This is a genomic window from Cupriavidus sp. DF5525, assembly GCF_040149425.2.
Taxonomy (GTDB): Bacteria; Pseudomonadota; Gammaproteobacteria; order Burkholderiales; family Burkholderiaceae; genus Cupriavidus; species Cupriavidus pickettii_A.
In genome coordinates, this window is sequence record NZ_CP168265.1 from 2,314,434 (window position 1) to 2,338,182 (window position 23,749).

Below are 23,749 nucleotides of genomic sequence, written 5' to 3' on the forward strand. Positions count from 1 at the left end.
CCGCACTGCCGGAATCCTTGCCACCCCAGCCGATTGTGCATCTAATAGGTGAGAGTAACGCCGACGTGACCAATGCTCGCCAGGAGCCGAAATGCGCTGCACAAGTTGCGGTTTCGCGAACCTCGCAGGCGCCAACTTCTGTGAGGAATGCGGGGCCCGGCTTGTCCGCGTCTGCCCGCAGTGCGGCGAGGAGGCCACTCACGCCGCCAAGTTCTGCCGTGCGTGCGGCTTTGCACTGGCCGACGCGCCTGCCGCTGCTCCATCCTCGAAACCGCCCGCCCCCCCAGTCCCGGCACCCGTTCACTACACGCCACCCCACCTCGCCGAACGCATCCTGGCCGAGAAGGCGGCCATGGAAGCCCGCGGCGAAGCCGCCGGCGAACGCAAGACCATCACCGCGCTGTTCGCCGACATGGCCGGCTCGACCGCACTCACCCAGGACCTGGACCCCGAGGACACGCGCCGCCTGATCGACCCCGTTGTCACGCTGATGATGGAGGCCGTCCACCACTATGAAGGCTACGTGGCCAAGTTCCTGGGCGACGGCATCCTGGCGCTGTTCGGCGCCCCCATCGCCCACGAAGACCATGCCTTGCGCGCGCTGTACGCGGCGCTGCGGATGCAGGATGCGATGCATCGGCACAGCGACCGGGTGCGGCTCGAGCAAGGCATCCCGCTGCAGATCCGGATCGGCATCCATACCGGCGAGGTGGTGGTGCGCTCGATCCGCAAGGATGACCTGCATACCGATTACGATCCGGTCGGGCACACCATCCATATCGCCTCGCGCATGGAAGGGATCGCCACGCCCGCGTCGATCCTGGTGAGCGAATCGACCCACAAGCTGACCGAAGGCTACTTCGAGTTCACGGCGCTGGGCACCACGCATGTCAAGGGCGTGCGGGAGCCGCTGGCGGTGTATGAGGTGGTCGGCCTCGGGGCCTTGCGCACGCGCCTCCAGGTGGCGGCGCATCGTGGCCTGGCCCGTTTCGTCGGGCGCCTCGCGGAACTGGAGCATCTGCACGATGCGCTCGAGCAAGCCAAGGCGGGCAACGGACGCATCGTCGCGGTGGTCGGCGAGGCCGGCGTGGGCAAGTCCCGCCTGTTCCACGAGTTCAAGGTCAGGTCACAGCAAGGCTGCCTGGCGCTGGAGACCTTCTCGGTGTCGCACGGCAAGGCCTTTGCCTACCTGCCGCTGATCGAGCTGCTGAAGAACTATTTCCAGATCACGGCCCAGGACGGCGACCGCAGCTGCCGCGAGAAGGTGACCGGCAGGCTGCTGACGCTCGATCGTTCGCTGGAAGACCACCTGCCCTACCTGCTCTACCTGATGGGGACGGTAGAGTCCGGCTCGCCATTGCCGACCATGGACCCGGCCATCCGGCGCCAGCGGACCTTCGATGCCATCGCCCGCCTGCTGGTCCGGGAGAGCCTCAACCAGCCGCTGCAGGTGATCTTTGAAGACCTGCAATGGCTGGACGGTGAGACCGAAGCCTTCCTCAACATGCTGATCGAGCATGTGCCGGGCGCGCGCATCGTGCTGCTGGTCAATTACCGGCCGGAGTATGTCCATCACTGGGACGGTGGCGAGCACTACTCGCAATTGCAGTTGCAACCGCTGGGACCGGCCGAGGCACAGGGACTGCTGACCGCGCTGCTCGGCGACGACCACAGCCTGGTGCCGCTGAAGCGGCTGATCCTCGACAAGACCGAAGGCAACCCGTTCTTCATGGAAGAAGTGGTGCAGACCCTGGTCGAGGAAGGGGCGCTGCTCGGCCCGCCCGGTTGCTACCGCATCGAGGAGGCACCCGCCCTGCTCCATATCCCGACCACCGTGCAGGGTGTGCTGGCCGCGCGTATCGACCGGCTGCCGCTGGCCCAGAAGGAACTGCTGCAGACGCTGGCCGTGATCGGCAAGGAATTCCCGCTGAGCCTGATCCTGCGCGTCAGCAGCCTGGAGGAAGCCAGGCTGCGCCCGCTGCTGGCCGACCTGCAGGCGGCGGATTTCATCTACGAGCGCCCGGCGTTCCCGGAGGTCGAGTACGCGTTCAAGCATGCCCTGACCCAGGAGGTCGCCGGCAACTCGCTGCTCAGCGAGCAGCGCAGCGCGCTGCATGAAAGCACCGCGCAGGCCATCGAGACCATCTTCCACGGCCGCCTCAAGGACTACTGCAGCGAGCTGGCGCACCACTACAGCCACAGCGGCAATATCCCCAAGGCGGTCGAATACCTGCACTGCGCCGGCCAGCAGGCGCTGCAGCGCTCGGCGCAGGCTGAGGCAATCCTGCACCTGAGCACGGCGGTCGAACTGCTCAAGCGGCAGCCCGACAATGCCGAACGCGCGCGCCTGGAGCTGACGCTGCTGCTCGCGCTCGGGCCGGCGCTGATGGCCTCGCGCGGCCAGGCCTCGGCGGAAGTGGAAGCCAATTACCGGCGCGCGCTGGCATTGTGCGAGCAAGGCAAGCAGACGCCGTATATGTTCTCGGCGCAGTTGGGCCTGTGGGCGTTCTACCAGCTGCGCGCGCAGTACCAGGTCTCGCTGCCCCTGGGCAAGCGGTTGCTCGGCCTGGCGCTGAAGTCGCAGAAGCCCAAGCAGCTTGCCGAGGGCCATCGCGTGCTGGGCGCCACGCTGTTCCGCCTCGGCAAGCTCGATGCCGCGCGCATGCATATGGAGCAGGTGCTCGCCGTGCAGCACCCTGACGAGCAAGGGTACGACTTCCTGATGGGCTACGGCCGCGACCCGGCCGTCCACGCGACCAGCACGCTGAGCTGGATCCTGTGGTACCTCGGCCATCCGGACCAGTCCCACGAGACCAGCCAGCGGGCGCTGGTCATGGCCCGCGCGCGCCCGGATGTCTACAACCTTGCGCTCTGCCTGGTGTTTGCCGCTGAGTTGCACCAGTGCCGGCGCGAGCCGCAACTGACCCGCGAGTACGCCGAGGCGGCCATCGCGATTTCCGGGGAGCAGGGATTCCCGATCTACCTGGCGTGGGGCCACGTGCTGCAGGGCTGGGCGCTGGCCCGGTTGGGAAGCCACCAGGAGGGCATCGCACTGATTCACCAGGGCCTTGCCGCCTACGAGGCCACCGGTGCGGCACTGGGCGTGCCGAACCTGCTGGCGCTGCTTGCCGATGCCTGTGGCAATGCGTGCCAGACCGCGGCCGCGCTGGACGCGCTTGCCCGGGCACAAGCGCTGGTGCAAGAGACTGGCGAGCGGCTCGATGAAGCCACCCTGCACCGACTCAGGGGAGACATGCTGCTGCAGCAGCAGGCCAAACGCCCCGGCCAGGCCGCCTCTTGCGATGAGGCCGAAGCCTGCTTCCACCGGGCCATCGCGGTCGCCCGCGAACAGGGTGCCAGGCCGCTGGAGCTGCAGGCTACGCTGAGCCTGGCCCGCCTGTGGCAGCAACAAGGCAAGGCCGACGCGGCGCGCCAGGTGCTGGCACAGATCTACGCCAGCTTCAGTGAGGGCACCGATACCGCGGACTGGCAACAGGCGCAGGCGCTGCTCGCAGCGCTTGCCGGCAAGGACGCCAATGCCCCAGGGCCTGCGCGCGCATGACACCCATCCAAGCCCGCCACCTGGAAGACCGCTTTCTCGCCCTGTGGACGCGTTCGGGAGGCGCGCGCGCGCGCGCAGCCTTTGCCGACCTGGCCCGCTACTACGCCGAGCCGACCCGCCACTACCACACCCTCGACCACGTGCGCCGCTGCCTGCGCGACTTCGACTGGGCGCACAGCGCGATCCCCGCTGCCGACGTCGACGCCGTCGAGCTGGCGCTGTGGTGCCACGATGTCATCTATGTGCCCGGCGCGACCGACAACGAGCAACGCAGCGCCGAGTGGATCCGTCACTGGTCGGCGAGCGGCATTGCGGCCGCGGAGCGTATCGCCGGCCTGATCCTGGAAACCACGCACGCCGATATCCCGGCGAGCGTGGCCGGCCGCTTCACCGCTGATATCGACCTGGCGGCACTGGGAAGCAGTCGCGCCCGCTTCCGCCAGAACGGCATCTGCCTGCGGGCCGAGCGCACCGACCTGGATGACGCGGCTTACGACGCCGCCGAGCGGACCTTCCTGCGCGCGTTGCTGGACAGCCCCCGCATCTACCATACCGACCTGTTCCACGCGCGCTACGAAGACCCGGCGCGCGACAACCTGGCGTGGCGGCTGGCGCAGCCGGGTCCGCCGCAGGCAGCGGCCCCGTTTACAGGAATTCCCCGCTGATATCGATGCTGGAGCGCTGGCCGACGCTGTCGTAGTGCTGCTCCAGCCACCTGCCTGCCTCCGCCCTCCCCTGGTCGCGCAGGTAGCAAAGGAAGTTCCAGTCGGCGTTGTACTTGGTCGAGACGCCCAGCGCCGCCATGGTCTCGTCGGACCGGATCGAGTGGATCCACATCTCCTTCATCTCTTTGCCATCGAGCTTGCCCTGCCGGATCAGCGAGGTCACGAAGGCAATGGCGCGCATCTCCCGCATCAGCGATGAGTTGAAGCTGACCTCGTTGACACGGTTGAGGATTTCCGCGGCCGTGCGCGGCACGCCGCGACGCACGATCGGGTTGATATGGACGATCACGACATCGCGGGTCTGGCAGTGGTAGATCAGCGGATAGATCGCCGGGTTGCCGACGTAGCCGCCGTCCCAGTAGTGCTGGCCATCGATGCTGACCGCCTGGAACAGCGTCGGCACGCAGGCCGACGCCAGTACTGCGTCGATGCTCAGCTCTTCCGGCGGAAAGATGCGTATCCGCCCCGTCTCGATATTGGTGGCGCACAGGTACAGCTGGATCGGGCAATGCTCGCGCAGGGCCGCGAAGTCGACGTGGCTGCCCAGCACATCGCGCAGCGGATTCAGGTTGTTGGGATTGAACTGATATGGCGACAGGATGCGCAGCGCGATGTCGGCCATTGCATACAACGGGGAATGATTCAGGCCCAGGGTATGGCTGCCCCTCATCCATGGCATCCAGCGCAACGGGCTGTACCGCAGCGCGGAGCGCGCGATGGCGAGCCAGAAGTCATGCAGGGCCTCGCGCGCGCCGTCGCTGCCGCCCTGCAACAGCCCGTACGCGAGCACGGTACCGTTCATGGCACCGGCGCTGGTCGCGCTCACGCCCTCGATTGCCAGCCGGCCATCCTCCAGCAGCCGGTCGAGCACGCCCCAGGTAAAGGCGCCATGCATGCCGCCGCCCTGCAGGGCAAGCGCCACGGCTTTCTGTTCTGCGGGCTCCCGCTCCATACGATTTCCCTTCTCTTGCCATTGCCAGGCCCAGGTATCTTATGGATCGCTGGCAGGTACGCATTGGCCTGCGGCGGCACCGCGTGCGCTGTTCCGCCTTGATCAAGTGTAGGGAAAGAACCCGCTCGTGGTCAGCACGGCAATGGCCGCATAGACAGCTGCCGCACGTCCCTGGCAACGCTTCAGCTGGTGGAGGCGGCCACAACGACCACATGCGCCTGCATCGGACCGGCCACGATCCCGGTGCCGTAGGCCTGGATCAGCGCCTGTTCGCAGTGATCGGTGGCGCGCGATACAGCGTCCGGCCCGCGCGCTTCCAGGTCAGCGCGTAGCGGCGTGCCCTGGCAGAACGCCACCGCGGTGATGCGGGCCGAAGCGGCCTGGCTGGTGGCGGTGACCGTCTCGAACACCGGCGGCGCCTTAAAGCCGCCCTGGCGCAGGTCCTGCTCGATGGTGGCCTGGCTGTGGTAGCCGTGGGGCACGCGCACCATGAATTCGGGCGGCGACTCGGGAAACAGCGCGGCGAGTGCCGCCGTGATATCGCGGGCGAAGGCGTTGCACTCGATCCGGTCCCAGACATTGAAGACCAGCGTCCCGCCCGGCACCAGCACGCGGCGGGCCTCGGCAAAGGCCCTGGCCTTGTCCGGGAAGAACATCACGCCGAACTGGCAGGCCACCAGGTCGAAGCTGGCATCGTCGAACGGCAGCGCCATGGCGTCGGCTTCGCGCCAGATCACAGGGTGGCCGGTGCCAACCGCTTGCGCGCGGGCCAGCATCGGCGGGTTCACGTCGGTGGCGACGATCAAGGCATCCGCCGGCAGCCGCCGCGCCAGTTCCCGCGTCACCACGCCGGTGCCCGCGGCCAGTTCCAGCACGCGGCGCGGTTCCAGCGCGGCAATGCGCGCCGCCAGGTCGGCAGCATATGGCGCAAAGATCATGGGCACCATCAAGGTCTCATAGATGTCCGGGATCGGCCCCGCGAAGACCTTGTCGGATTGCTGCATGCCCATGGGATCCCCTTGCCACGGCGTGAAATGCCGGTGTCGCGTGATTGGGTGTAGGACAGATTGCGATGAATGTAAACGGAAGGCCCGGCCGGCATTGGTTATGGCCGGGGGGCGGTTCCCTGCAGCTGTTCGCTCGCCAGAGTCAGTATGCGCAGCGTCTCGTCGAACACCGGCAGCGATTCATCGCGCCCCGGCGCGTCCGCCGGCAAGGCGTCGCGGTCGGCGGTGACGCCGCGGATCATCTGGTCGATAAAGCCGGGGCGCGTTGCCTCGGTGCGCTGCAGCAGCATATGCAGCAGGTAGACGCAGGCGCCAAGGCGCGGATCTTGCGAGGATGGCATGGGTTCGTCTCCTGTGGATGGCTTCCAGGTAGCCGGGATGCAGTATGGCGCCGGCGCTTGCAGAAAGTACAGGACCAAGGCAGTGCGATGATCCGTATCGGCATCTCCGGCCGCTGACCGGCTGACCAAGAATCATCCTGCTACTCCTTGATCCGCGGCAGCCAGCCGCTGCCCCGCGTACGCGGATCCACCGGCAACTGGCGCTGCAGCGCGGCCTTGGCCAGCAAATGCGCGCTGATCGGCGCGGTCAGGAACAGGAACGCAATCACCAGCAGCTCATGCAGGCTGGCATCGCCGCGAAAGCTGAAATACGCCACCGAGGCCAGCACCACGCCGCCCACACCGAGCGTGGTCGACTTGGTCGGCCCGTGCAGCCGCATAAAGAAGTCCGGCAGCCGGAACAGCCCGATGGCCCCGACCAGCATGAACCCGCTGCCAACCAGCAGCAGCGCGCAAACAATGAATTCCGCAACGGGGTGCAGCATCTCCCGGCCCTCCTAGTATTCGATGATGTCGCCGCGCTGCAGGTACTTGGACAGCGCCACGGTGCCGACAAAGCCCATCACCGCGATCAGCAGCGCCGCCTCGAAGAACATCGCCGACTCCAGGCGGATGCCGAGCAGCACGATCAGCGCGATCGCGTTGATATTGAGCGTATCCAGCGCCACGATGCGGTCCGGCAGGCTGGGCCCGCGCAGCAGGCGCGCCAGCGTCAGCAGGAAGGCCAGGCCCAGGAGCACCAGGCACACCGGGATCACGATGGCAAGCATTGGAAGATCTCCTTCAACGGGGTTTCATAGCGCGACTTGATGCGTTCGACCAGTGCGGCCTCTTCTTCCAGGTCGAGCACGTGGACCAGCAGCGCGCGGCGATCGTCACTCAGTTCCGCGCAAAGCGTGCCGGGGCTCAGCGAGACGATGCTGATCAGCGCGGTGGTGGCAAGCTCATGCTCGTCGTCCAGCGGCACCACGATGAAGGCCGGCCGCAGGCGCGCGGTGCGGCCCAGCACCAGGATCGCCACTTCCACGTTGGCCATCACGATATCGATCAGCACATGGATGCTGAGCCGCAGGATCAGGTCGGGACGCGACAGGCGGAACGCACCCAGCACCAGCCAGCGGTCGGCCAGCCGGCCGATGGCCCAGCCCAGCAACGCGCCCAGCAGCCAGTGCCCGGGGGCGATGCTGTTGGACAGCATCAGCCAGATGACCAGCAGGATCAGGCTCAGCCAGGGATGGGGCAGCAGGCGGCGCAGCATGGCCTACCTCCCCTGCCCGGGCAGCACCGCCCGCAGGTAGGCGCTACGGTCCAGCAGCTGCGCGGCGGCATCCGCCACGTACTCGCTGGCCGGCCGCGCCCCTACCGTCAGCACCACGTTGCCCGCCAGCAGCAGCGCGCAGCAGGCGAGCTTGCGCGGATCCGGCCGCACCCGGCCACGCGTCGCGGCGGGATGGTCTTCATCGAGATACTCGTCGCCTTCCGGCACGCCTCTGGCCTCATGCGGCAACCGCCACAGCAGCCGCGTGCCGGTGCGCGACACGGCGATCAGCAGCAGCAGGCTCGATACCAGCACCGCGGGCCACAGCGCCGGCATCCACGGCGTCGGTGTGGCACGCAGGATCATGGCCTTGCCGAGAAAGCCCGACAGCGGCGGCAGCCCCACCGCCGCCACCACGCCGACCATGTACAGCAGCCCAGCCAGCCGCGAGGCGCTGACGAGCGCGCCGTCCTCGCGCGGCTGCTCCGGCTCCAGCGCATCGGCCAGCAGGAACAAGCCGGCGGTGCACAGCGTGGTGCTGAGCAGGTAGTACATCGCCCCCGCCCAGCCGGCCTGGGTCTGCATCGCCACGCAGGCCGACAGCAGGCCGACCGACGCCACCACCAGGTAGCTGGTCATCGCGCGCAGCGACCTGGCGGCCAACGCCCCGATCGCGCCGATGGCCAGCGTCACTAGCGCCAGCGGGAAGACCCAGTCATGCAGGAACGGCCCCAGCAGCCCCTGTGGCCCGCCAAAGATCAGCGCGTCGCAGCGCAGCATGGCGTAGATGCCGACCTTGGTCATGATGGCGAACAGCGCCGCCACCGGACCGGTGGCGCTGGCATACGCGCGCGGCAGCCAGAAATACAGCGGGAACAGCGCGGCCTTGAGCGCGAACACCAGCATCAGCATCGCGCCTGCCGCCACCGCCAGCGGCAGGTCCTGCGGCGGCAGGCCCGCCAGGCGCAGGCCAAGGTGCGCCATGTTGAGCGTGCCGGACAACCCGTACAACACGCCGATGGCCACCAGGAAGAACGAGGACGCCACCAGGTTCAGGATCACGTAATGCAAGCCGGCACCGATGCGCGCGCGTCCCGCGCCGTGCACCAGCAGCGCGTAGGACGCGATCAGCAGGATTTCAAAGAAAACGAACAGGTTGAACAGGTCGCCGGCGAGGAAGGCGCCGTTCAGCCCCATCAGCTGGAACTGGAACAGCGCATGAAAATGCCGGCCCCGGCGCGCCGTGCCGTCCCCTGCGGCCGCGAGCGCGACGACGGCCAGCACCGCGGTCAGCAACAGCATCATCGCGCCGGTGCGGTCGAGCTGCAGCACGATGCCGAACGGCGCGGGCCAGTTGCCGGCCTCATAGACCGCGATCTCACCGGTGGCCGCCTGGCGCACCAGCGTGACCGCCAGCGGCACCAGCAGCAGCGTCGCCAGCCCGCACACGATCCGCTGCGCGCGCGGGTGCTGGGCCGGCATCGCGGTCAGCAACGCGCCGGCCAGCATGGGCACCACGATGGGCAGCAGCACGGCGTGGTTCATGGCCGCGGCTCCTGCTTGTCGCCCACCTCGTCCTGTGATTCCGGCCGGCTGGCAGCGTCGACGTGATCGCTGCCGGTCAGTCCCAGCGAGCGCAGCGCCAGCACCACGGCAAACGCCGTCATGCCGAAGGCGATCACGATGGCGGTCAGCACCAGCGCCTGCGGCAGCGGATCGGCATAGCTGGCGCCAGGCACGATCACCGGCGGCCGCCCGATCGACAAGCGCCCCATGCCGAGCAGAAACAGGCTGACCGCATACGACAGTAGCGTCAGCCCCAGCACCACGGGGAATACGCGCTCGCGCAGCAGCAGGTAGATGCCGCAGGCGGTCAGGATGCCGATCGTGATGGCGTAGAGGGCGGCCATCAGGCGTCCTCCTCGGCCCGCGCCGGCGGCAGGTTGCGCACGCCCAGGTGCGAGACGATTACCAGCGTGGTGCCGGTCACGGTGCAGAAGACGCCGAGGTCGAAAATCATCGCGGTCGCCAGCTCCACCTCGCCGATGCCTGGTATGTGGAAATGCCCGAACGCCGTGGTCAGGAACGGATAGCCGAAGGCCAGGCTGCCCAGCCCGGTCAGCCCCGCCAGCAGGATGCCGCCGCCGGCGATGGCGCGATAGTCCGGTGCGATGCGCGCCTCGGTCCAGCGCACCCCGTTGGCCACGTATTGCAGCAACAGCGCCACCGACGTGATCAGCGCGGCGACAAAGCCGCCGCCCGGCAGGTTGTGGCCGCGCAGCAGGATAAAGACCGCCACCAGCAAAGTCAGCGGCAGCATCAGCCGCGCCAGCATCGCCAGCAGCAGCGGATGCGCCTGGCTGGTCCATGGCAGGCCGTCGGGCGCGGCCGACGGCGTGGGCAGCCGCATGCCCCTGAGCAGCGCCTGCACCGCCAGCCCGGCGATCAGCAGCACGCAGATCTCGCCCATGGTGTCAAAGCCGCGGAAATCGACCAGCAGCACGTTGACCACGTTGTGCCCGCCGCCGCCGGGCACGGCTTGCTCGATATAGAAGGCGGAAACCGGGTCGTACGGCCGCGTCATCACGGCATAGGCGGCCACCGCCAGCAAGGTGCCGCCACCCAGCGCCAGCACCACGTCGCGCACGCGGCGGGGATGGTCCTGGCGCTCCGGCGTTTCGCGCGGCAGGTAGAAAAGTGCCAGCACCAGCAGCAGGACGGTCACCACCTCCACGGAGATCTGCGTCAGCGCCAGGTCCGGCGCCGAGAAACGCAGGAACACCAGCGACACCATCAGCCCACACCCGCTCACCAGCACCAGCGCCAGCATGCGCTGCCCGTGCGCGGCCACTACCGCCACGGCCAGCAAGGCAAGCAGCGCCAGCGCGGCGGCGCCCATCGGGTCCAGCGCGCCGGCGGGGACGCTGCCGGCCAGGGCCTCCAGGTCGGCCAGGAAATACGCCGGCACGGCCAGCAGCGCCAGCAGCATCCAGCCGATATAAGCCTGCAGCGAGCCGCTTTCCAGCCAGCGCGTGACGGCCCTGGCAAAGCGTTCCAGCCTGCGCATGCCGCTTTCAAAGGTGCGGCGCGCGTTCAGGTGCTCGATGCCCTGCTGCCAGCGGCGCAGCGCATCGCGGCGCAGGAAGAACAGCGCCGCGCCGCCCGCCATCGACATCAGGCTCATCGCCAGCGGCAGGTTGACGCCGTGCCACAGGTTCAGGCTGTACGGCGGCAACGGCGCGCGCAGCGTGGCCAGCGAGGCCGCCGCAAGCAGGTTGCCCACGGTATGGGCCGGCACCAGCCCCACCACCAGGCAGATCACCACCAGCAGTTCCACCGGCACTTTCATGAAGCGCGGCGGTTCGTGCGGCGGGTAGTTGGGCACGTCGGGGCGCAGGCCGCCGAAGAACACGCCGTAGATAAAGCGCAGCGAATACGCCATCGTCAGCGCGCCGGCCAGCGTGGCGGCAGCGGGGATGACCCAGTTGAATTCGCCCAGCAGGCCCTGCGCCAGCGTTTCGCCGAAGAACATTTCCTTGCTCAGGAAGCCATTGAACAGCGGCACGCCCGCCATCGACAGCGATGCCACGATGGCCAGCACCGCGGTATGCGGCATGTAGCGCGCCAGCCCGTGCAGCCGGTCTAGGTCGCGCGTGCCGGTTTCATGGTCGATGATGCCCGCGGCCATGAACAGCGACGCCTTGAACACCGCGTGGTTGATGATGTGGAAGATCGCCGCCACCGTGCTGAGCTGGGTATCGAGCCCGAACAGCAGCGTGATCAGCCCCAGGTGGCTGATGGTGGAATATGCCAGCAACCCCTTCAGGTCGCGCTGCAGCAACGCCATGCCGGCGCCGAAGATCAGCGTGGCGAGGCCGGTCATGCTGACCAGGTAGAACCAACCGTTGGTGCCGTCCAGCACCGGGTACAGCCGCGCCAGCAGGAACACCCCGGCCTTGACCATGGTGGCCGAGTGCAGGTAGGCCGAGACCGGGGTGGGCGCGGCCATCGCCTGCGGCAGCCAGAAGCTGAACGGGAACTGCGCGGACTTGGTGAACACCGCCAGCAGGATCAGCACCAGCATCGGCGTGTAGAGGGGATGGCGCTGCACCTTGCCCGCCTGCGCCAGCACCTCGGACAGCTCGAAGCTGCCGCAGATATGGCCCAGCAGCAGCACCCCGGCCAGCAGCGCAAGCCCGCCGCCGCCAGTGACGGCCAGCGACATGCGCGCGCCCTGGCGGGCATCGGCGCGCCATGACCAGAAGCCGATCAGCAGGAACGACATGATGCTGGTCAGCTCCCAGAACACCACCAGCAACAGCAGGTTGGCGGCCAGCACCACGCCCAGCATCGCTGCCATGAACACCAGCAGCAGGCAGAAGAAGCGCACCGCGGATTCATTGCGCGCCAGGTAGTAGCGCGCGTAGAGGATCACCAGCAGCCCGACGCCGATGACCAGCAGCGCGAACAGGTAGGCCAGGCCGTCCAGGCGCAGCGACAGGTCCAGCCCCAGCGCGGGCAGCCATTCCATGCGCCAGCCCAGCGCATGGCCGGGATTGTCGAAGACCGCGCCGCGCAGGCGCAGCAACAGCACCAGCGCGGCCAGCGGAAATCCCACGATCACCGGCGCTATCAGCCGCGGCGCGCGCACGCCGATCGCCCACGTCAGCGCCGCGGCAACGACAGGCAGCGCGATCAGCAGCACCAGCACCATCGCCGCGGCCTCAAGGGCGACCGGGGGCGGGCCCGGCCGGCGCACGCATGGCGGCGCCCCGGCGGGCCGGCGTTTCTTTCCAGGCAACAACAGCGACGGCAACGGCGGTCATCGGCAAAGTCCTGTGGGGGCGAGCGTACCCCCTACTGTCCGGATTCTGGGGGCATCGCGCAAGTCGTGTGTGAAATTTTGCCTGCAGCGCGAAAAAAATCATCGCCCTGCAAAAGAAACTGAAGACGCGCCGCTCCCCATGCTGCGCAGCAGTGTCGACGCGTACTACGCTTCGGGGACGATGGTTCCCGGGAAGAAGATGAAGCGGCCGTGGTTCCCTGCAATCGCAGCTTCCAGGCGCTGTCGCACCAGACCGCGGACCACCGCGAAGCGGAGCAGGCGTTCCTCGAGAAGCGCGCCCCGGTGTTCACCGGCCACTGAGGGCCGTCAGGCGAACTTCAGGCGGACTGGGCCTCCGCCGACTTGAGCTGGTTGACCAGCGCCACGTAGTCGCGCATGGCCTGCTCGCGCGCAAGCCCGCGGCGCGCGGCCCAGGCGTCGTACTTGGCGCGGCCGACCACGTCCATCATGCCAGGCCGCTCGCCGCTGACGTCGCCGACGCTGCCCTGCTTGTAGAGCGCGTACAGCGCCAGCAGCGTGTCGTTGTCGGGGGCCTGGCGCAGCGTCTTCGACAGCGCCACGGCGGCCTCGAAGGCCTTTTCGGCAGGGCTCGGGCCCTGCACCGCCGGCGCGCCGCCGAAATGCGCGTCTTCGAGCGCGATCTCGTCCGGGAACCAGCGCCCTTCCAGCAGCTTGCCGTCGCGCAGCGCAAATGCCAGCACGCCCTGCGAGGCCAGCGCGCCGCTGCGCAGCGTTGCCGGCACCACCGCCATGCCGGTATTGAGCACCGGCGCGCCGAAGGCCGTGAACGCGAGCCCGCCATCGGCCCATGCCCGCAGCCGCGCCAGGCCGCGCTCGCCACGATAAACGCCGGTGGTGCGGTTGGCGCCCGGCTGGAACCACGCGAAATCGCCCTTGCCGCGCGCATACAGCGACGTGAAATCGCCCTGCTCCAGGTCGGAGCGCGCGGCGCCGAGCAGTTCGCCCATCTGTGCCGGGCTCATGCGCGCATCGTCGCTGGCCATGCCCAGCGACGTGCCGACGCTGGCCTCGAAGAACTCCAGCACGTGCCTCGCCACCAGCTCGCGGTCGTTGTCGACGCACACCATGTGGTAGCTGTCTTCCAGCACCAGCATGCGCGCCTGCCCGGCCCGCTTGCCCTGCCCGATCTGCTCGACCAGGTAGTTGGCCGAGCGCAGGCTGGTCAGCTCGTCCAGCCGCGCATGCACCACCAGCGTCGGGCAGGTGATGCGCTGCAGGCCCTTGCGCACGAAGCCGCGCAGCCGGTCCACCTCGCGGATGCAGGCGAGCGGCACCCACTGGTAGTGGAAGTTCTCGCCGCGCGCGAACTTGGCCTTGACGATCTCGCGCAACTGCTCGTTCTTGATGCCGTAGGGTTCTTCCTCTTCCACCTTCATCCGGTTCGGCACGCCCGGCACCTGGTAGAGCAGCGCGCGCAGGCCGCGATACCACGGCGTGGCCCAGCCGTCGATATAGACCGGCGGCGCCAGCGCCACCAGCCGGCCCTTGCTGTGCTGCTCGCGCTTGACGGTTTCCACCGCCAGCAGCGCGCCCATGCACATGCCCATCACATGCAGGGTCTCATGCTGGTCGACGATCTCGCGGTATTTGGTGCGCACCGCTTCAAGCCAGTCTTCGGCGCGCACGCCGCACAGGTCTTCCGGCCGCGAGCCATGGCCGGGCAGCGTCAGCGAATGCGTGACGAAGCCGGCGCGCTTCAGGCGCTTGTGCATCGAGCCCAGGTCATACTGCGTGCCGCCCAGGCCGTGGATCAGGAACACGCCCGGCTCAGCCATGCGCGGGCTCCGGCGTGGCCCGCCGCAGCAGTGCGGCCACCTGCTCGACCTTGCCGTCGGCGCCGCGGATGCCGGCCAGGCGTTCGTGCACGCGCAGCCGGCCGCTGTCGGGCAGCGTCACCGCGTATTCCTGCACGCTGTCGGGCGCGTCACCGCGCGCCACCGCCGACCAGGTGGCCTGCACCAGCCCGCGCTCGGCGGCATCGACGCGGTCCAGCCATTCATCGACGCTGTTGACGTGGCGGATGGTGGCGCCGAGCAACTCGGCCGCGCCTTCACTCCAGGTGGCGCGCCCGGTCACGGCATCATACTCGACGCTGGCCACGCCCACGGCCTGCAGCGTGCGTGCATAGCGCAGGCGCCAGGCGCGGGCTTCCTCCAGCGCCGCGCGGCGTCCTTCGGACAGCGCCCGTCCCAGCAGCATCACCAGCGCCCAGACGATGACGAAGCCCTGCACCTCGACCACGGCCTCGCCGGGAAAGCCTTCGATAATATTGAACGGGCCCGCGCCGCGCGCGGTGCGGTAGATGATAAGCAGGCAGCCCAGCAGCGTGGCGATGGCACCGCCGCGCGGGCCCCACAGCAGCGCGGTGGCCAGCAGGAACGGCATCGGCACGTAGGCCAGCGTGGGCGCGAGCCCGCCGAAGCGCTGCGTGGCATGGTCCGAGAACACCGCCAGCACCGCCACGATAAAGATGATGAAGGCCAGCCCGCCGGCCAGGAACTGCTGCATCGGCATGCCGCCAGAGCGGCGCACGCGAAAACCGCGGAAGGCCACGGCCACGGGCGCGACCAGCAGCAGCCCCGCCGCCGTGGAGAAGAACCAGGCGCGCCACTCGACCGGCAGGTCCAGCCCCGGCCGCTGCCAGCGCCACAACTCCACCGCCAGCGTCGCGCCCAGCGCCGACCCCACCAGCGCGCCGGCGATCAGCAGGGTGGCCCCGAGCGGGCTCTGCGGGTCGCGCCGGCCATAGGTGGCGATCCATGCCGCCGTGCCCAGGCTGACCACTTCGATCAGGCCGAAGGCCACGGCGCCGGGCAGTTTCAGCGCATGCGCAGCCATGCCCCAACCCGCCAGCGTGATGCCCGCCCCCACCAGCACCGCCGGCCACGACCAGCGCGCGCAAACCAGCAACGCGGCAAGCGTGACGCCGCTGCCCAGCCACACCGGCACGGCCTCGGTCGCGGCCTGCGCCAGCATCTGTGACACGATCCCGGCGGCCAGCACCAGCACGCCGACCGTCACTGCCAAGCGGATCTGCTGCATGGATTCCCCTCCCATGGCACGTGTGACTCAGGATAGTTGCCGCGCCATGGAGGGACAAGGTAAGTCACCCGGCGCCATCCGGCGCCAGGGGAGATCCGAGGGCGCCCTAGCCTGCCACGCCCAGCGCGCCCTCGACATTGCGCACCAGGCTGACCAGGCGCGGACCGACGTCGTCTTCCATCTGCTTGCTCTGCTGGCTGAACACCGGCACCGAAGCGGCAAAGATCCACGCCTCGCCGTCTCGGCGCGTGCGCATCGGCACCGCAATGGATTCCACCTCGCGGTGCAGGTCGCGGTGACCGCGGCAGAAGCCGAGCTGGTCCAGGTCGAGCGCAGCGTCGGCCAGCCGCTCGCGCAGCCAGTCGCCGCGCTGCGGCTCGGTGGCCGCCAGTTGCTCGACATAGGCCTCGCGCTCGGCCTCGCTCATCATCAGCAGGTAGCTGCGACCGGACGCGGTGCGCGAGACCGACACCCGCGTGCCCGCCTCCGGCCGGAACACATGGCTGCCCACGCCCTGGGCGATTTCCACATAGGTCAGCGTGTTGCCATAGCCGACGATCAGCTCGACCTGCCCGGCGATATGGTCGGCCAGTTCCTGCATCTGCGGGCGCGCCAGCTGGCGCACGGTCATCCGCGCCAGCGCCGGCGCGGCCAGGTTGACCAGGCCCACCCCCGCCACGTAGCGCGACAGTCGCTCGGAATAGCGCAGCAGGCCCAGCTCGCACAGCGTGTCCAGCAGTCGGAACAGCGTTGGCTTGGCCAGGCCGGTGCGCTCCATCAGCTCGCGGCTGCTGAGCTCCTGCACCGTCGGCGAGAAGCAGTTGAGGATGGAGATGCCGCGCGCCAGTGCGCTGACGAGGCGTGCCTCGCCGTCGGAATCGGCGGGCGTCGGGGTCACGGAAGCTTGTGGTGCATTAGCCATATTAGAGCCTTCGGCCTGAATTTTTTGATACCAGCGTCTCAAAACCCGGATGTTGCCCTTCGTTTTTTCCGAAGTCAAATGCTGTTTTTTGAGTTTACATGGCAGCTTTCCGAAGCCAGAATTCCGATTCATCGTATTGGACGATCACTTTTCGGTACGGACGTCTCAATATCCCAGCAACGACTCGCAACGCTCAGCTTTTTCAGGAGACACCTCATGCAACAAGCCGTCATCGTCGACGCCATCCGCAGCCCGATGGGCCGTTCCAAGCCGGGATCGGCCTTTACCGAACTGCATGCCACCGAGCTTCTGGCGCAGGTGCTCAAGGGTCTGGTCGAGCGCAACAACCTGGATCCGGGTCTGGTCGATGACGTGATCACCGGTTGCGTCACCCAGGCCGGCGAACAGTCGGCTGGCCCGGGCCGGGTGGCCTGGCTGGCAGCCGGCTTCCCCGACCACGTGCCCGCCACCACCATCGACCGCAAGTGCGGCTCCAGCCAGCAGGCGGTGCACTTCGCCGCGCAGGGCATCATGGCGGGCGCCTATGACATCGTCATTGCCTGCGGCATCGAGTCTATGAGCCGCGTGCCGATGGGCTCGGCACGCATCGGCCAGAATCCCTACGGGCCGTCGATGGAGGCACGCTACGCGCCCGGCCTCGTGTCGCAGGGCGTGGCGGCCGAACTGGTGGCGGCCAAATATGAGCTGTCGCGCCAGCAGATGGACAGCTATTCGGCGCGCTCGCACGAGCTGGCCGCGGCCGCGCGAGAAAGCGGCGCCTTCCGCCGTGAAATCCTGCCGATCAGCACGCCGAACGGGATCATCGACCAGGACGAGACCATCCGTCCGGGCACCTCGGTGGAGAAGCTCGGCACGCTGCAGGCCTCGTTCCGCAGCGAGGAACTGGGCGCGCGCTTCCCGCAGATCGGCTGGAACGTGACCGCGGGCAATGCCTCGCAGATCAGTGACGGCGCCGCGGCGATGCTGCTGATGAGCGAATCGGCCGCGCAGCGCCTGGGCCTGAAGCCGCGCGCGCGCTTTGTCGCGTTCGACGTCTGCGGCGACGATCCGGTGATGATGCTCACGGCACCGATCCCCGCCAGCCAGCGCGCGATCAAGAAGAGCGGCCTCAAGCTCGACCAGATCGACCACTACGAGATCAACGAAGCCTTTGCCTGCGTGCCGCTGGCCTGGCAGCGCGCGCTCGGCGCCGATCCGGCGCGCCTGAACCCGCGCGGCGGCGCGATCGCGCTGGGGCATCCGCTGGGCGCCTCGGGCGTGCGGCTGATGACCACCATGCTGCATGCGCTGGAAGACAGCGGCCAGCGCTACGGCCTGCAGTCGATGTGCGAAGCCGGCGGCATGGCCAACGCCACCATCATCGAGCGCCTGTAAGCGCCCCCTCGTCTTGCAGATTCCCGCGCGATTGACGCCGCGGGAATCGCCCATTTCTCAGCAAAGCATCCGTTCAAGGAGACACACCATGAAACTCGAAAACATGTCCGCCGTCGTGACCGGCGGCGCTTCCGGCCTGGGCCTGGCCTGCGCGCGACGCCTGGTGGAACGCGGCGTCGGCGTGGTCATCGCCGACCTGAACGAAGAGCGTGGCAACGCGGTGGTGGACGAGTTCGGCGGCAAGGTCCGCTTCGTCAAGGCCGACGTCTGTGACACCGACCAGATGAACGCGGTCTACGACGCCGCCGAAGCCATCGCCCCGCTGCGCGCGCTGATCCACTGCGCCGGCCTGGGCGCGCCGGTGCGCGTGGTCGAGAAGGACGGCCAGCCGGGATCGCTGGAGAAGTACGAAGCGGTGGTGCGAATCAACCTGATCGGCACCTTCAACGCGCTGCGCCTGGGTGCCGCGCGCATGGCAAAGAACGAACTGGTCGACGGCGAACGCGGCGCGTGCGTGCTGACCGCTTCGGTGGCCGCCTATGAAGGGCAGATCGGCCAGATCCCTTACAGCTCGGCCAAGGCCGGCATCGTCGGCATGACGCTGGTAGCCGCGCGCGACCTGGCGCAGCGCGCGATCCGCGTGTGCACGATCGCTCCGGGGCTGTTCGACACGCCCCTTCTGGCGAAGCTGCCGGAGAACGTGCGCGCCTCGCTCGGCGCCATGGTGCCGCATCCGCCGCGGCTGGGCGCGCCGGATGAGTACGCCTCCACCGCGCTGCACATCCTGGAGAACCCGATGCTCAACGGCGAGACCATCCGCCTGGACGGCGCCATCCGCATGGCGCCGCGCTGATCCGGCACGCGCATCGATTTCGCATCCGCATACAAGGAACGAAAAATGAGCGACACGCTGCAACTTGAAACCCGTGGCAATACGCTGCTGATCACGATGAACCGGCCCCAGGCGCGCAATGCCATGGACTTCGAGACCGCGACCGCGCTGGCGGCCGCGATCGACCAGCTGGAAAGCCGTGACGACCTGAGCGTGGCCATCCTGACCGGCGCGGGCGGCACCTTCTGCTCCGGCATGGACCTGAAGGGCTTTCTCGAAGGCAAGCGCCCCAGCCTGCCCGGCCGCGGCTTTGGCGGCCTGACCGAGAAACCGCCGCGCAAGGTGCTGATCGCCGCAGTGGAAGGCTATGCACTGGCCGGCGGCTTCGAGCTGGCACTGGCGTGCGACCTGATCGTGTCGTCGAAGGCGGCCAGGTTCGGCCTGCCTGAAGTCAAGCGCGGGCTGGTGGCCGGCGCCGGCGGGCTGATGCGCCTGCCGCGCCGCGTGCCGTACCACATCGCCATGGAATACGCGCTGACCGGCAATATGCTGGGCGCCGAGCAGGCCCACGCCTACGGCCTGGTCAACCGCCTGACCGAACCGGGCCTGGCACTGGCAGGCGCGCTGGCGCTGGCCGACGAGATCGGCGCCAACGGCCCGCTGGCGGTCGCGGTCAGCAAGCAGATCGTGGCCGAGTCCGCCGACTGGAGCGCGGAGGAAATGTTCGAGCGCCAGCGCCCGCTGCTGGCGCCGGTATTCACCTCGGCCGATGCCCGCGAAGGTGCGGCCGCGTTCGCCGAGAAGCGCAAGCCGGTGTGGACGGGCAAGTAATGCGCCCGCACGACATCGCTTGACCGAAGGCACGGATGTAGCGCCCTCCGCCTCCGGACGGCCGGCCGCAAGCCGGCCGTTTGCATTGGGTCCGGCCGACGGCCAGGCCCGCGGGGGCCTGTCGTGGCGCTGCACGCCCCCACGGCTTCAGCAAAGCGGAAGGCGGCCCGGCGCAAAGCCAAATTGACACGGCGCGGCCCGCGGCATACCCTCGCCCTACTCTTCGGTATATTCAGCACTCGCTTAATACGGCGCGAGTGGCCGGGGGTTCACAAGAAGAACAACAACGATAACAACGACAACACCGAGACGAAGCATCTTGTCCTCCTCCATTCCAACCTCCCGCCTCGACAGCCTGCGCCCGGCCCTGCCCATCCTGCTCGGCGCCTCCGTGATGCTCAGCCTGGCCATGGGCCTGCGCCAGAGCCTGGGCATCTTCATGCCGCCGCTGACGCGCGACATCGGCATCTCGGTCTCGGATTTCACCGTGGCCATTGCCGTGCAGAACCTGGCCTGGGGACTGCTGCAGCCGCTGGCCGGGGCGTGGGCCACGCGCATCGGCTTCCGGCCGCTGATGCTGGCGGGATCGGTGCTGTATGTGATCGGGCTGGTGCTGCTGGCGACCGCGCACGGCATGGTCGGCGTGACGCTGGGTGCGGGCGTGGCGATCGGCGCGTCGATGGCCTGCACCGGCAGCGCGCTGGCGATGGCGGTGGCGGCACGGCCGGTGCCGGCGGCACTGCGCAGCACGGTGCTGGGGCTGGTGTCCGGGGCCGGATCGCTGGGGGCGCTGCTGGCCGCGCCGATCGGGCAGATGGTGACGCAGTCGTATGGATGGCGCGCCGGGCTGGCGGCTTTCGTGCTGCTGGCGCTGGTGATGCTGCCGGCCGCATGGTTTGCCGGGCGCGTTGACCGGCTGACGCTGAACCTACCGACCGGCGTCGGCCAGGACAACGCGCGCCAGGCGCTGGGCACCGCGCTGCGGCATGCGCCGTTTGTGGTGATGGCCCTGGCGTATTTTGTCTGCGGCATGCAGCTAGTGTTCCTGACCACGCATCTGCCGTCGTATCTCGATATCTGCGGCATGGACCCGATGCTCAGCGCCAAGGCGCTGGGCGTGATCGGCGGCTTCAACGTGCTGGGCAGCATCTTCTTCGGCTGGGCCGGCGGGCGCTTCAACAAGCTGATGCTGCTGGGCGGCATCTATACCATCCGCTCGCTGGCGCTGACGTGGTACTTCTCGTCGGCGCCCACGCCGGAAAGCACGCTGGTGTTCGCCGCCGTGATGGGCTTCCTGTGGCTGGGCGTGGCGCCGCTGGTATCGGGCTGGATCGCCGAGACCTTCGGCCTGCGCTGGCAGGCCATGCTGGGCGGCGTGGCGTTCTTCAGCCATCAGATCGGCAGCTTTATCGGCGCCTTTGGCGGCGGGCTCGTCTATGACGCGCTCGGCTCGTACACGGTCGCATGGCAGGCCGGCGTGGCGCTGGGGCTGGCGGCGGGGCTGGCGCAGATCGCCTTTGCCGTGGCCACGCAACGGCGCCCGCCGCTGATGGCCACGTCCTGAACGCGCGGCGCCATGTCAGAATCGGGGTTCCCGCACTGGAGCCCCTTTTTCATTCCGCCACCATCACGACTTGGAACTGCTTCGCATCGCCCTGCTTTTTGCCGTGACGGCCGTTGCCGAGATCGTCGGCTGCTACCTGCCGTGGCTGGTCCTGCGGCAAGGCAAGAGCCTGTGGCTGCTGGTGCCGGCGGCGCTGTCGCTCGGGCTGTTTGCATGGCTATTGACACTGCATCCGGCCGCGGCGGGCCGCACCTATGCCGCCTATGGCGGCATGTATATCGCGGTGGCGCTGCTGTGGCTGCGTTTTGTCGACGGCGTGGTGCTGACGCGCTGGGACGTGGCCGGTGCCGCCATCGCGCTAGCCGGCATGGCGGTGATCGCGCTACAGCCGGCAGGCCGCTGAGCACGGCCAGCGATCAGTGCCAGGCGCTGCCGACCCGGATGTATAACGTGTTCCGGCCCTTGCTGTGGGCCACGCCGAGATAAGCGTCTTGCACAAAAACACCCCGGCCGCGGCCTGAAAGTGGCCTCGCACCCGAATGAGGGATGCCTGCCTGCCGGACGCCGCCTAGCATGGATAACGAGTGGTCCTTGGATCCTCAGGCCTTTTCCCGCCCGCGCTCGCGCGGGCGCTTTCTTGGTTGCCGGTTCGCTGTGGCGAAGGGCGCCGCGGCATTGCCGGCGGGCGGTAAGAAACTCCCTGCTTTGTAAATCTGGCGGCACGTGCCGGTCAGTGCTCCCCCTTGCGCCAGTGCCACAGCGCCAGCCCCGCCAGCGCACCCGCCACAAGCGCGCCGGCGATACACCACTGCCGCGTGTGTCGCGGCGATCCCCATTCTCCGCCGATGGACATGTGCCCCAGCGAGGCATGGAACAGGTTGCCGTCCGACACCGGCGTATCGTGCGCGCCGCTGAAATGCCGGTGCGCGACCTGGCCGGAAACGCGCTGCACCAGGCCCGGCGCCACCAGGTTGGCCGCTCGGGCCAGCCTGGCTACCATCCCGACTGTAGTGGAATGCGAGCCGGGGGCCGCCACGGCGCGCAGCACCGCCCGCGCCACCGAGTTGGCATCGACCAGGGGCCGCGGCGGACGCAGCGCCTTGCCGGTGTAGTTGGCGCTGTGGCGCATGCCCGGCGTGTCGGCGGTGGACGGGAAGATGTCGCAGATGCGGATCCGCGGCCATCCCACCAGTTCGGCGCGCAAGGCCTCGGAGAAGCCGCGCAGTCCGAACTTGCTTGCGGTATACGACACGCCGTAGGGCGATGGCGCCCAGGCGCCCAACGACACGATATTCACCAGCACGCCCTCGCCGGCCGCCTTGAAGAACGGCAGCACCGCATGCGCGCCATGCAGGTAGCCCAGCAGGTTGATGCGCACAACCTGTTCGTGCGCAGACACGGGCGTTTCCTCGAACAGACCGAATGCGCCGACGCCGGCATTGTTGACCCAGACATCGATGCCGCCATCGCCGAACTCCGCCGCACGCTCGGCCAAGCGGTGCATGGCCGCCGGCTGCGTGACATCACCGGGAACCGCCAGCGCTTTCGCGCCCAGTTCGCGGCAGGCCGCGGCGGCGCGCGCCAGCGGCGCTTCACCGCGGGCGCACAGGACCACGCGTGCATGGCATTTGGCAAAGGCGAGTGCAGTGGCCAGGCCGATGCCGCTGGAAGCGCCGGTGATGACAACGGTAAGCGGTCGGGTCGGGGGCATGGCGGGCCTCTCACGGAAGTGGAACAGAGGTGGGATGCAGGCTGAAGGTATCGCCGGCTGCGCAGCATGTTCCGTTCCAGCGCCGCGGCGCTGGAACACAACTTGCCTGTTGCCATGCAATACCGCGCGAGCCCCGGCACCCCTGGCGCCAGAGGCGCGCGCTTCGACCATGCAACCAAGCTTAGACCCAAGGAGGCCCCGTCATGCCCTCGACCGAACAGGAAATCCTGGTCTGCGGCCCGGACGACGGCCGCTGGCACCTGGAGATACGCATTGGCAGAGGCGCGCCGCAGCGGCTCGCCGGCGACTTCGATTCGCCCGAGATGGCCATCGCCGGTGCGCACCAGGTCTATCCGTCGCTCCCCGTGCGCATTGCCGATACCTCCGGCGCGCCGGCGCCATCGGCGCGCCAGCACCAGGGCTCACTGACCGACTACCACTACGGCGGCCACAGCGTGACGCAGGACGAAAAAGTGGCCGGACGCGCCCATCCCTCCAGCGAGACGTCGCAGCCGCCGCCGGGCCCCCATCCGTACCAGCCGACGGACCTGGGCAACCTGCCGCCCGGCACGCCTCGCCACGGCATGTACGGGGTCGCCTCCACCCCTGAAGAGGCCCAAGCCGCAGACGAGAAAGACGCCGCGGCGCGGCGCGCCACGCCCGCCGCCCCCGACCCCAACGGCAAGCGCTGATCCGGGCGCCCTCCCCGGCGGCGCCACGGGCGGCGGGCAACACGTACA

The 23,749-nt window shown here is 68.6% G+C and carries 21 protein-coding genes; 8 read left to right on the plus strand and 13 right to left on the minus strand.

Features of this window, described 5'->3' with window-relative positions:
* Positions 1–91: 91 nt before the first annotated feature.
* Both ABNX08_RS10760 and ABNX08_RS10765 read left to right on the plus strand, forming a co-directional pair.
* Entirely contained in the window at positions 92–3,562 is a 3,471-nt protein-coding gene (locus ABNX08_RS10760) for an adenylate/guanylate cyclase domain-containing protein (protein WP_022535223.1), read from the plus strand.
* Complete coding sequence (locus ABNX08_RS10765; protein WP_022535224.1) at positions 3,559–4,227, plus strand: hypothetical protein; 669 nt, start codon at positions 3,559–3,561, stop codon at positions 4,225–4,227. Before ABNX08_RS10760 ends, ABNX08_RS10765 begins: the two co-directional genes overlap by 4 nt.
* Here ABNX08_RS10765 and ABNX08_RS10770 read toward each other — a convergent pair.
* From ABNX08_RS10770 to ABNX08_RS10825, 12 genes are all read right to left on the minus strand, one after another.
* A complete protein-coding gene (locus ABNX08_RS10770; RefSeq protein WP_022535225.1) occupies positions 4,208–5,239 on the minus strand; it encodes a patatin-like phospholipase family protein in 1,032 nt (343 codons plus the stop codon). The genes ABNX08_RS10765 and ABNX08_RS10770 overlap by 20 nt on opposite strands.
* A gap of 182 nt (positions 5,240–5,421) precedes the next feature.
* Positions 5,422–6,249 (minus strand): class I SAM-dependent methyltransferase, encoded by an 828-nt coding sequence (locus ABNX08_RS10775; RefSeq protein ID WP_022535226.1) that lies wholly within the window; start codon positions 6,247–6,249, stop codon positions 5,422–5,424.
* A gap of 95 nt (positions 6,250–6,344) precedes the next feature.
* A complete protein-coding gene (locus tag ABNX08_RS10780; RefSeq protein ID WP_022535227.1) occupies positions 6,345–6,587 on the minus strand; it encodes a hypothetical protein in 243 nt (80 codons plus the stop codon).
* Positions 6,588–6,727: 140 nt separating this feature from the next.
* Positions 6,728–7,072, minus strand: a complete 345-nt coding sequence (locus tag ABNX08_RS10785) for a Na+/H+ antiporter subunit G (protein WP_022535228.1) — start codon at positions 7,070–7,072, stop codon at positions 6,728–6,730.
* Between the two features lie 12 nt (positions 7,073–7,084).
* Positions 7,085–7,357, minus strand: coding sequence for a K+/H+ antiporter subunit F (locus tag ABNX08_RS10790; RefSeq protein WP_022535229.1), 273 nt, complete (start codon positions 7,355–7,357; stop codon positions 7,085–7,087).
* A complete protein-coding gene (locus ABNX08_RS10795; RefSeq protein WP_022535230.1) occupies positions 7,342–7,845 on the minus strand; it encodes a Na+/H+ antiporter subunit E in 504 nt (167 codons plus the stop codon). Before ABNX08_RS10795 ends, ABNX08_RS10790 begins: the two co-directional genes overlap by 16 nt.
* A gap of 3 nt (positions 7,846–7,848) precedes the next feature.
* Positions 7,849–9,390, minus strand: coding sequence for a monovalent cation/H+ antiporter subunit D (locus ABNX08_RS10800; protein ID WP_022535231.1), 1,542 nt, complete (start codon positions 9,388–9,390; stop codon positions 7,849–7,851).
* Positions 9,387–9,755 carry a Na+/H+ antiporter subunit C gene (locus ABNX08_RS10805; RefSeq protein ID WP_022535232.1) on the minus strand — a complete coding sequence of 123 codons (369 nt, stop codon included), beginning with the start codon at positions 9,753–9,755 and terminating at the stop codon, positions 9,387–9,389. The genes ABNX08_RS10800 and ABNX08_RS10805 overlap by 4 nt, the downstream gene beginning before the upstream one ends.
* Positions 9,755–12,559 (minus strand): monovalent cation/H+ antiporter subunit A, encoded by a 2,805-nt coding sequence (locus ABNX08_RS10810; protein WP_022535233.1) that lies wholly within the window; start codon positions 12,557–12,559, stop codon positions 9,755–9,757. Before ABNX08_RS10810 ends, ABNX08_RS10805 begins: the two co-directional genes overlap by 1 nt.
* A gap of 449 nt (positions 12,560–13,008) precedes the next feature.
* Positions 13,009–14,487, minus strand: coding sequence for an acyl-CoA-binding protein (locus ABNX08_RS10815; protein ID WP_022535235.1), 1,479 nt, complete (start codon positions 14,485–14,487; stop codon positions 13,009–13,011).
* Positions 14,480–15,754: an MASE1 domain-containing protein gene (locus tag ABNX08_RS10820; protein ID WP_022535236.1), complete on the minus strand. Its 1,275-nt coding sequence runs from the start codon at positions 15,752–15,754 to the stop codon at positions 14,480–14,482. The genes ABNX08_RS10815 and ABNX08_RS10820 overlap by 8 nt, the downstream gene beginning before the upstream one ends.
* 106 nt (positions 15,755–15,860) lie before the next feature.
* Positions 15,861–16,676 (minus strand): IclR family transcriptional regulator, encoded by an 816-nt coding sequence (locus tag ABNX08_RS10825; RefSeq protein WP_022535237.1) that lies wholly within the window; start codon positions 16,674–16,676, stop codon positions 15,861–15,863.
* 216 nt (positions 16,677–16,892) lie between these two features.
* Between ABNX08_RS10825 and ABNX08_RS10830 the strand changes: the two genes are divergently transcribed.
* The 5 genes from ABNX08_RS10830 (at position 16,893) to ABNX08_RS10850 (ending at position 21,701) form a co-directional block, all read left to right on the plus strand.
* Complete coding sequence (locus ABNX08_RS10830) at positions 16,893–18,071, plus strand: thiolase family protein (RefSeq protein WP_022535238.1); 1,179 nt, start codon at positions 16,893–16,895, stop codon at positions 18,069–18,071.
* An 88-nt stretch (positions 18,072–18,159) separates the two neighbouring features.
* On the plus strand, positions 18,160–18,924 hold the full coding sequence (locus ABNX08_RS10835) for an SDR family NAD(P)-dependent oxidoreductase (protein WP_022535239.1): 765 nt from the start codon (positions 18,160–18,162) through the stop codon (positions 18,922–18,924).
* Positions 18,925–18,969: 45 nt separating this feature from the next.
* Positions 18,970–19,734, plus strand: coding sequence for a crotonase/enoyl-CoA hydratase family protein (locus ABNX08_RS10840; protein ID WP_022535240.1), 765 nt, complete (start codon positions 18,970–18,972; stop codon positions 19,732–19,734).
* Positions 19,735–20,128: 394 nt separating this feature from the next.
* Positions 20,129–21,298 carry an MFS transporter gene (locus ABNX08_RS10845; protein WP_022535242.1) on the plus strand — a complete coding sequence of 390 codons (1,170 nt, stop codon included), beginning with the start codon at positions 20,129–20,131 and terminating at the stop codon, positions 21,296–21,298.
* A gap of 70 nt (positions 21,299–21,368) precedes the next feature.
* The gene (locus tag ABNX08_RS10850; protein WP_022535243.1) at positions 21,369–21,701 is read left to right on the plus strand and encodes a YnfA family protein; all 333 of its coding nucleotides are present in this window, start codon (positions 21,369–21,371) and stop codon (positions 21,699–21,701) included.
* A 327-nt stretch (positions 21,702–22,028) separates the two neighbouring features.
* On the opposite strand, the gene ABNX08_RS10855 is transcribed toward ABNX08_RS10850, so the two are convergent.
* Positions 22,029–23,009 (minus strand): SDR family oxidoreductase, encoded by a 981-nt coding sequence (locus tag ABNX08_RS10855; RefSeq protein ID WP_022535244.1) that lies wholly within the window; start codon positions 23,007–23,009, stop codon positions 22,029–22,031.
* A 203-nt stretch (positions 23,010–23,212) separates the two neighbouring features.
* Between ABNX08_RS10855 and ABNX08_RS10860 the strand changes: the two genes are divergently transcribed.
* Positions 23,213–23,701: a hypothetical protein gene (locus ABNX08_RS10860; RefSeq protein ID WP_022535245.1), complete on the plus strand. Its 489-nt coding sequence runs from the start codon at positions 23,213–23,215 to the stop codon at positions 23,699–23,701.
* Positions 23,702–23,749 lie beyond the last annotated feature (48 nt).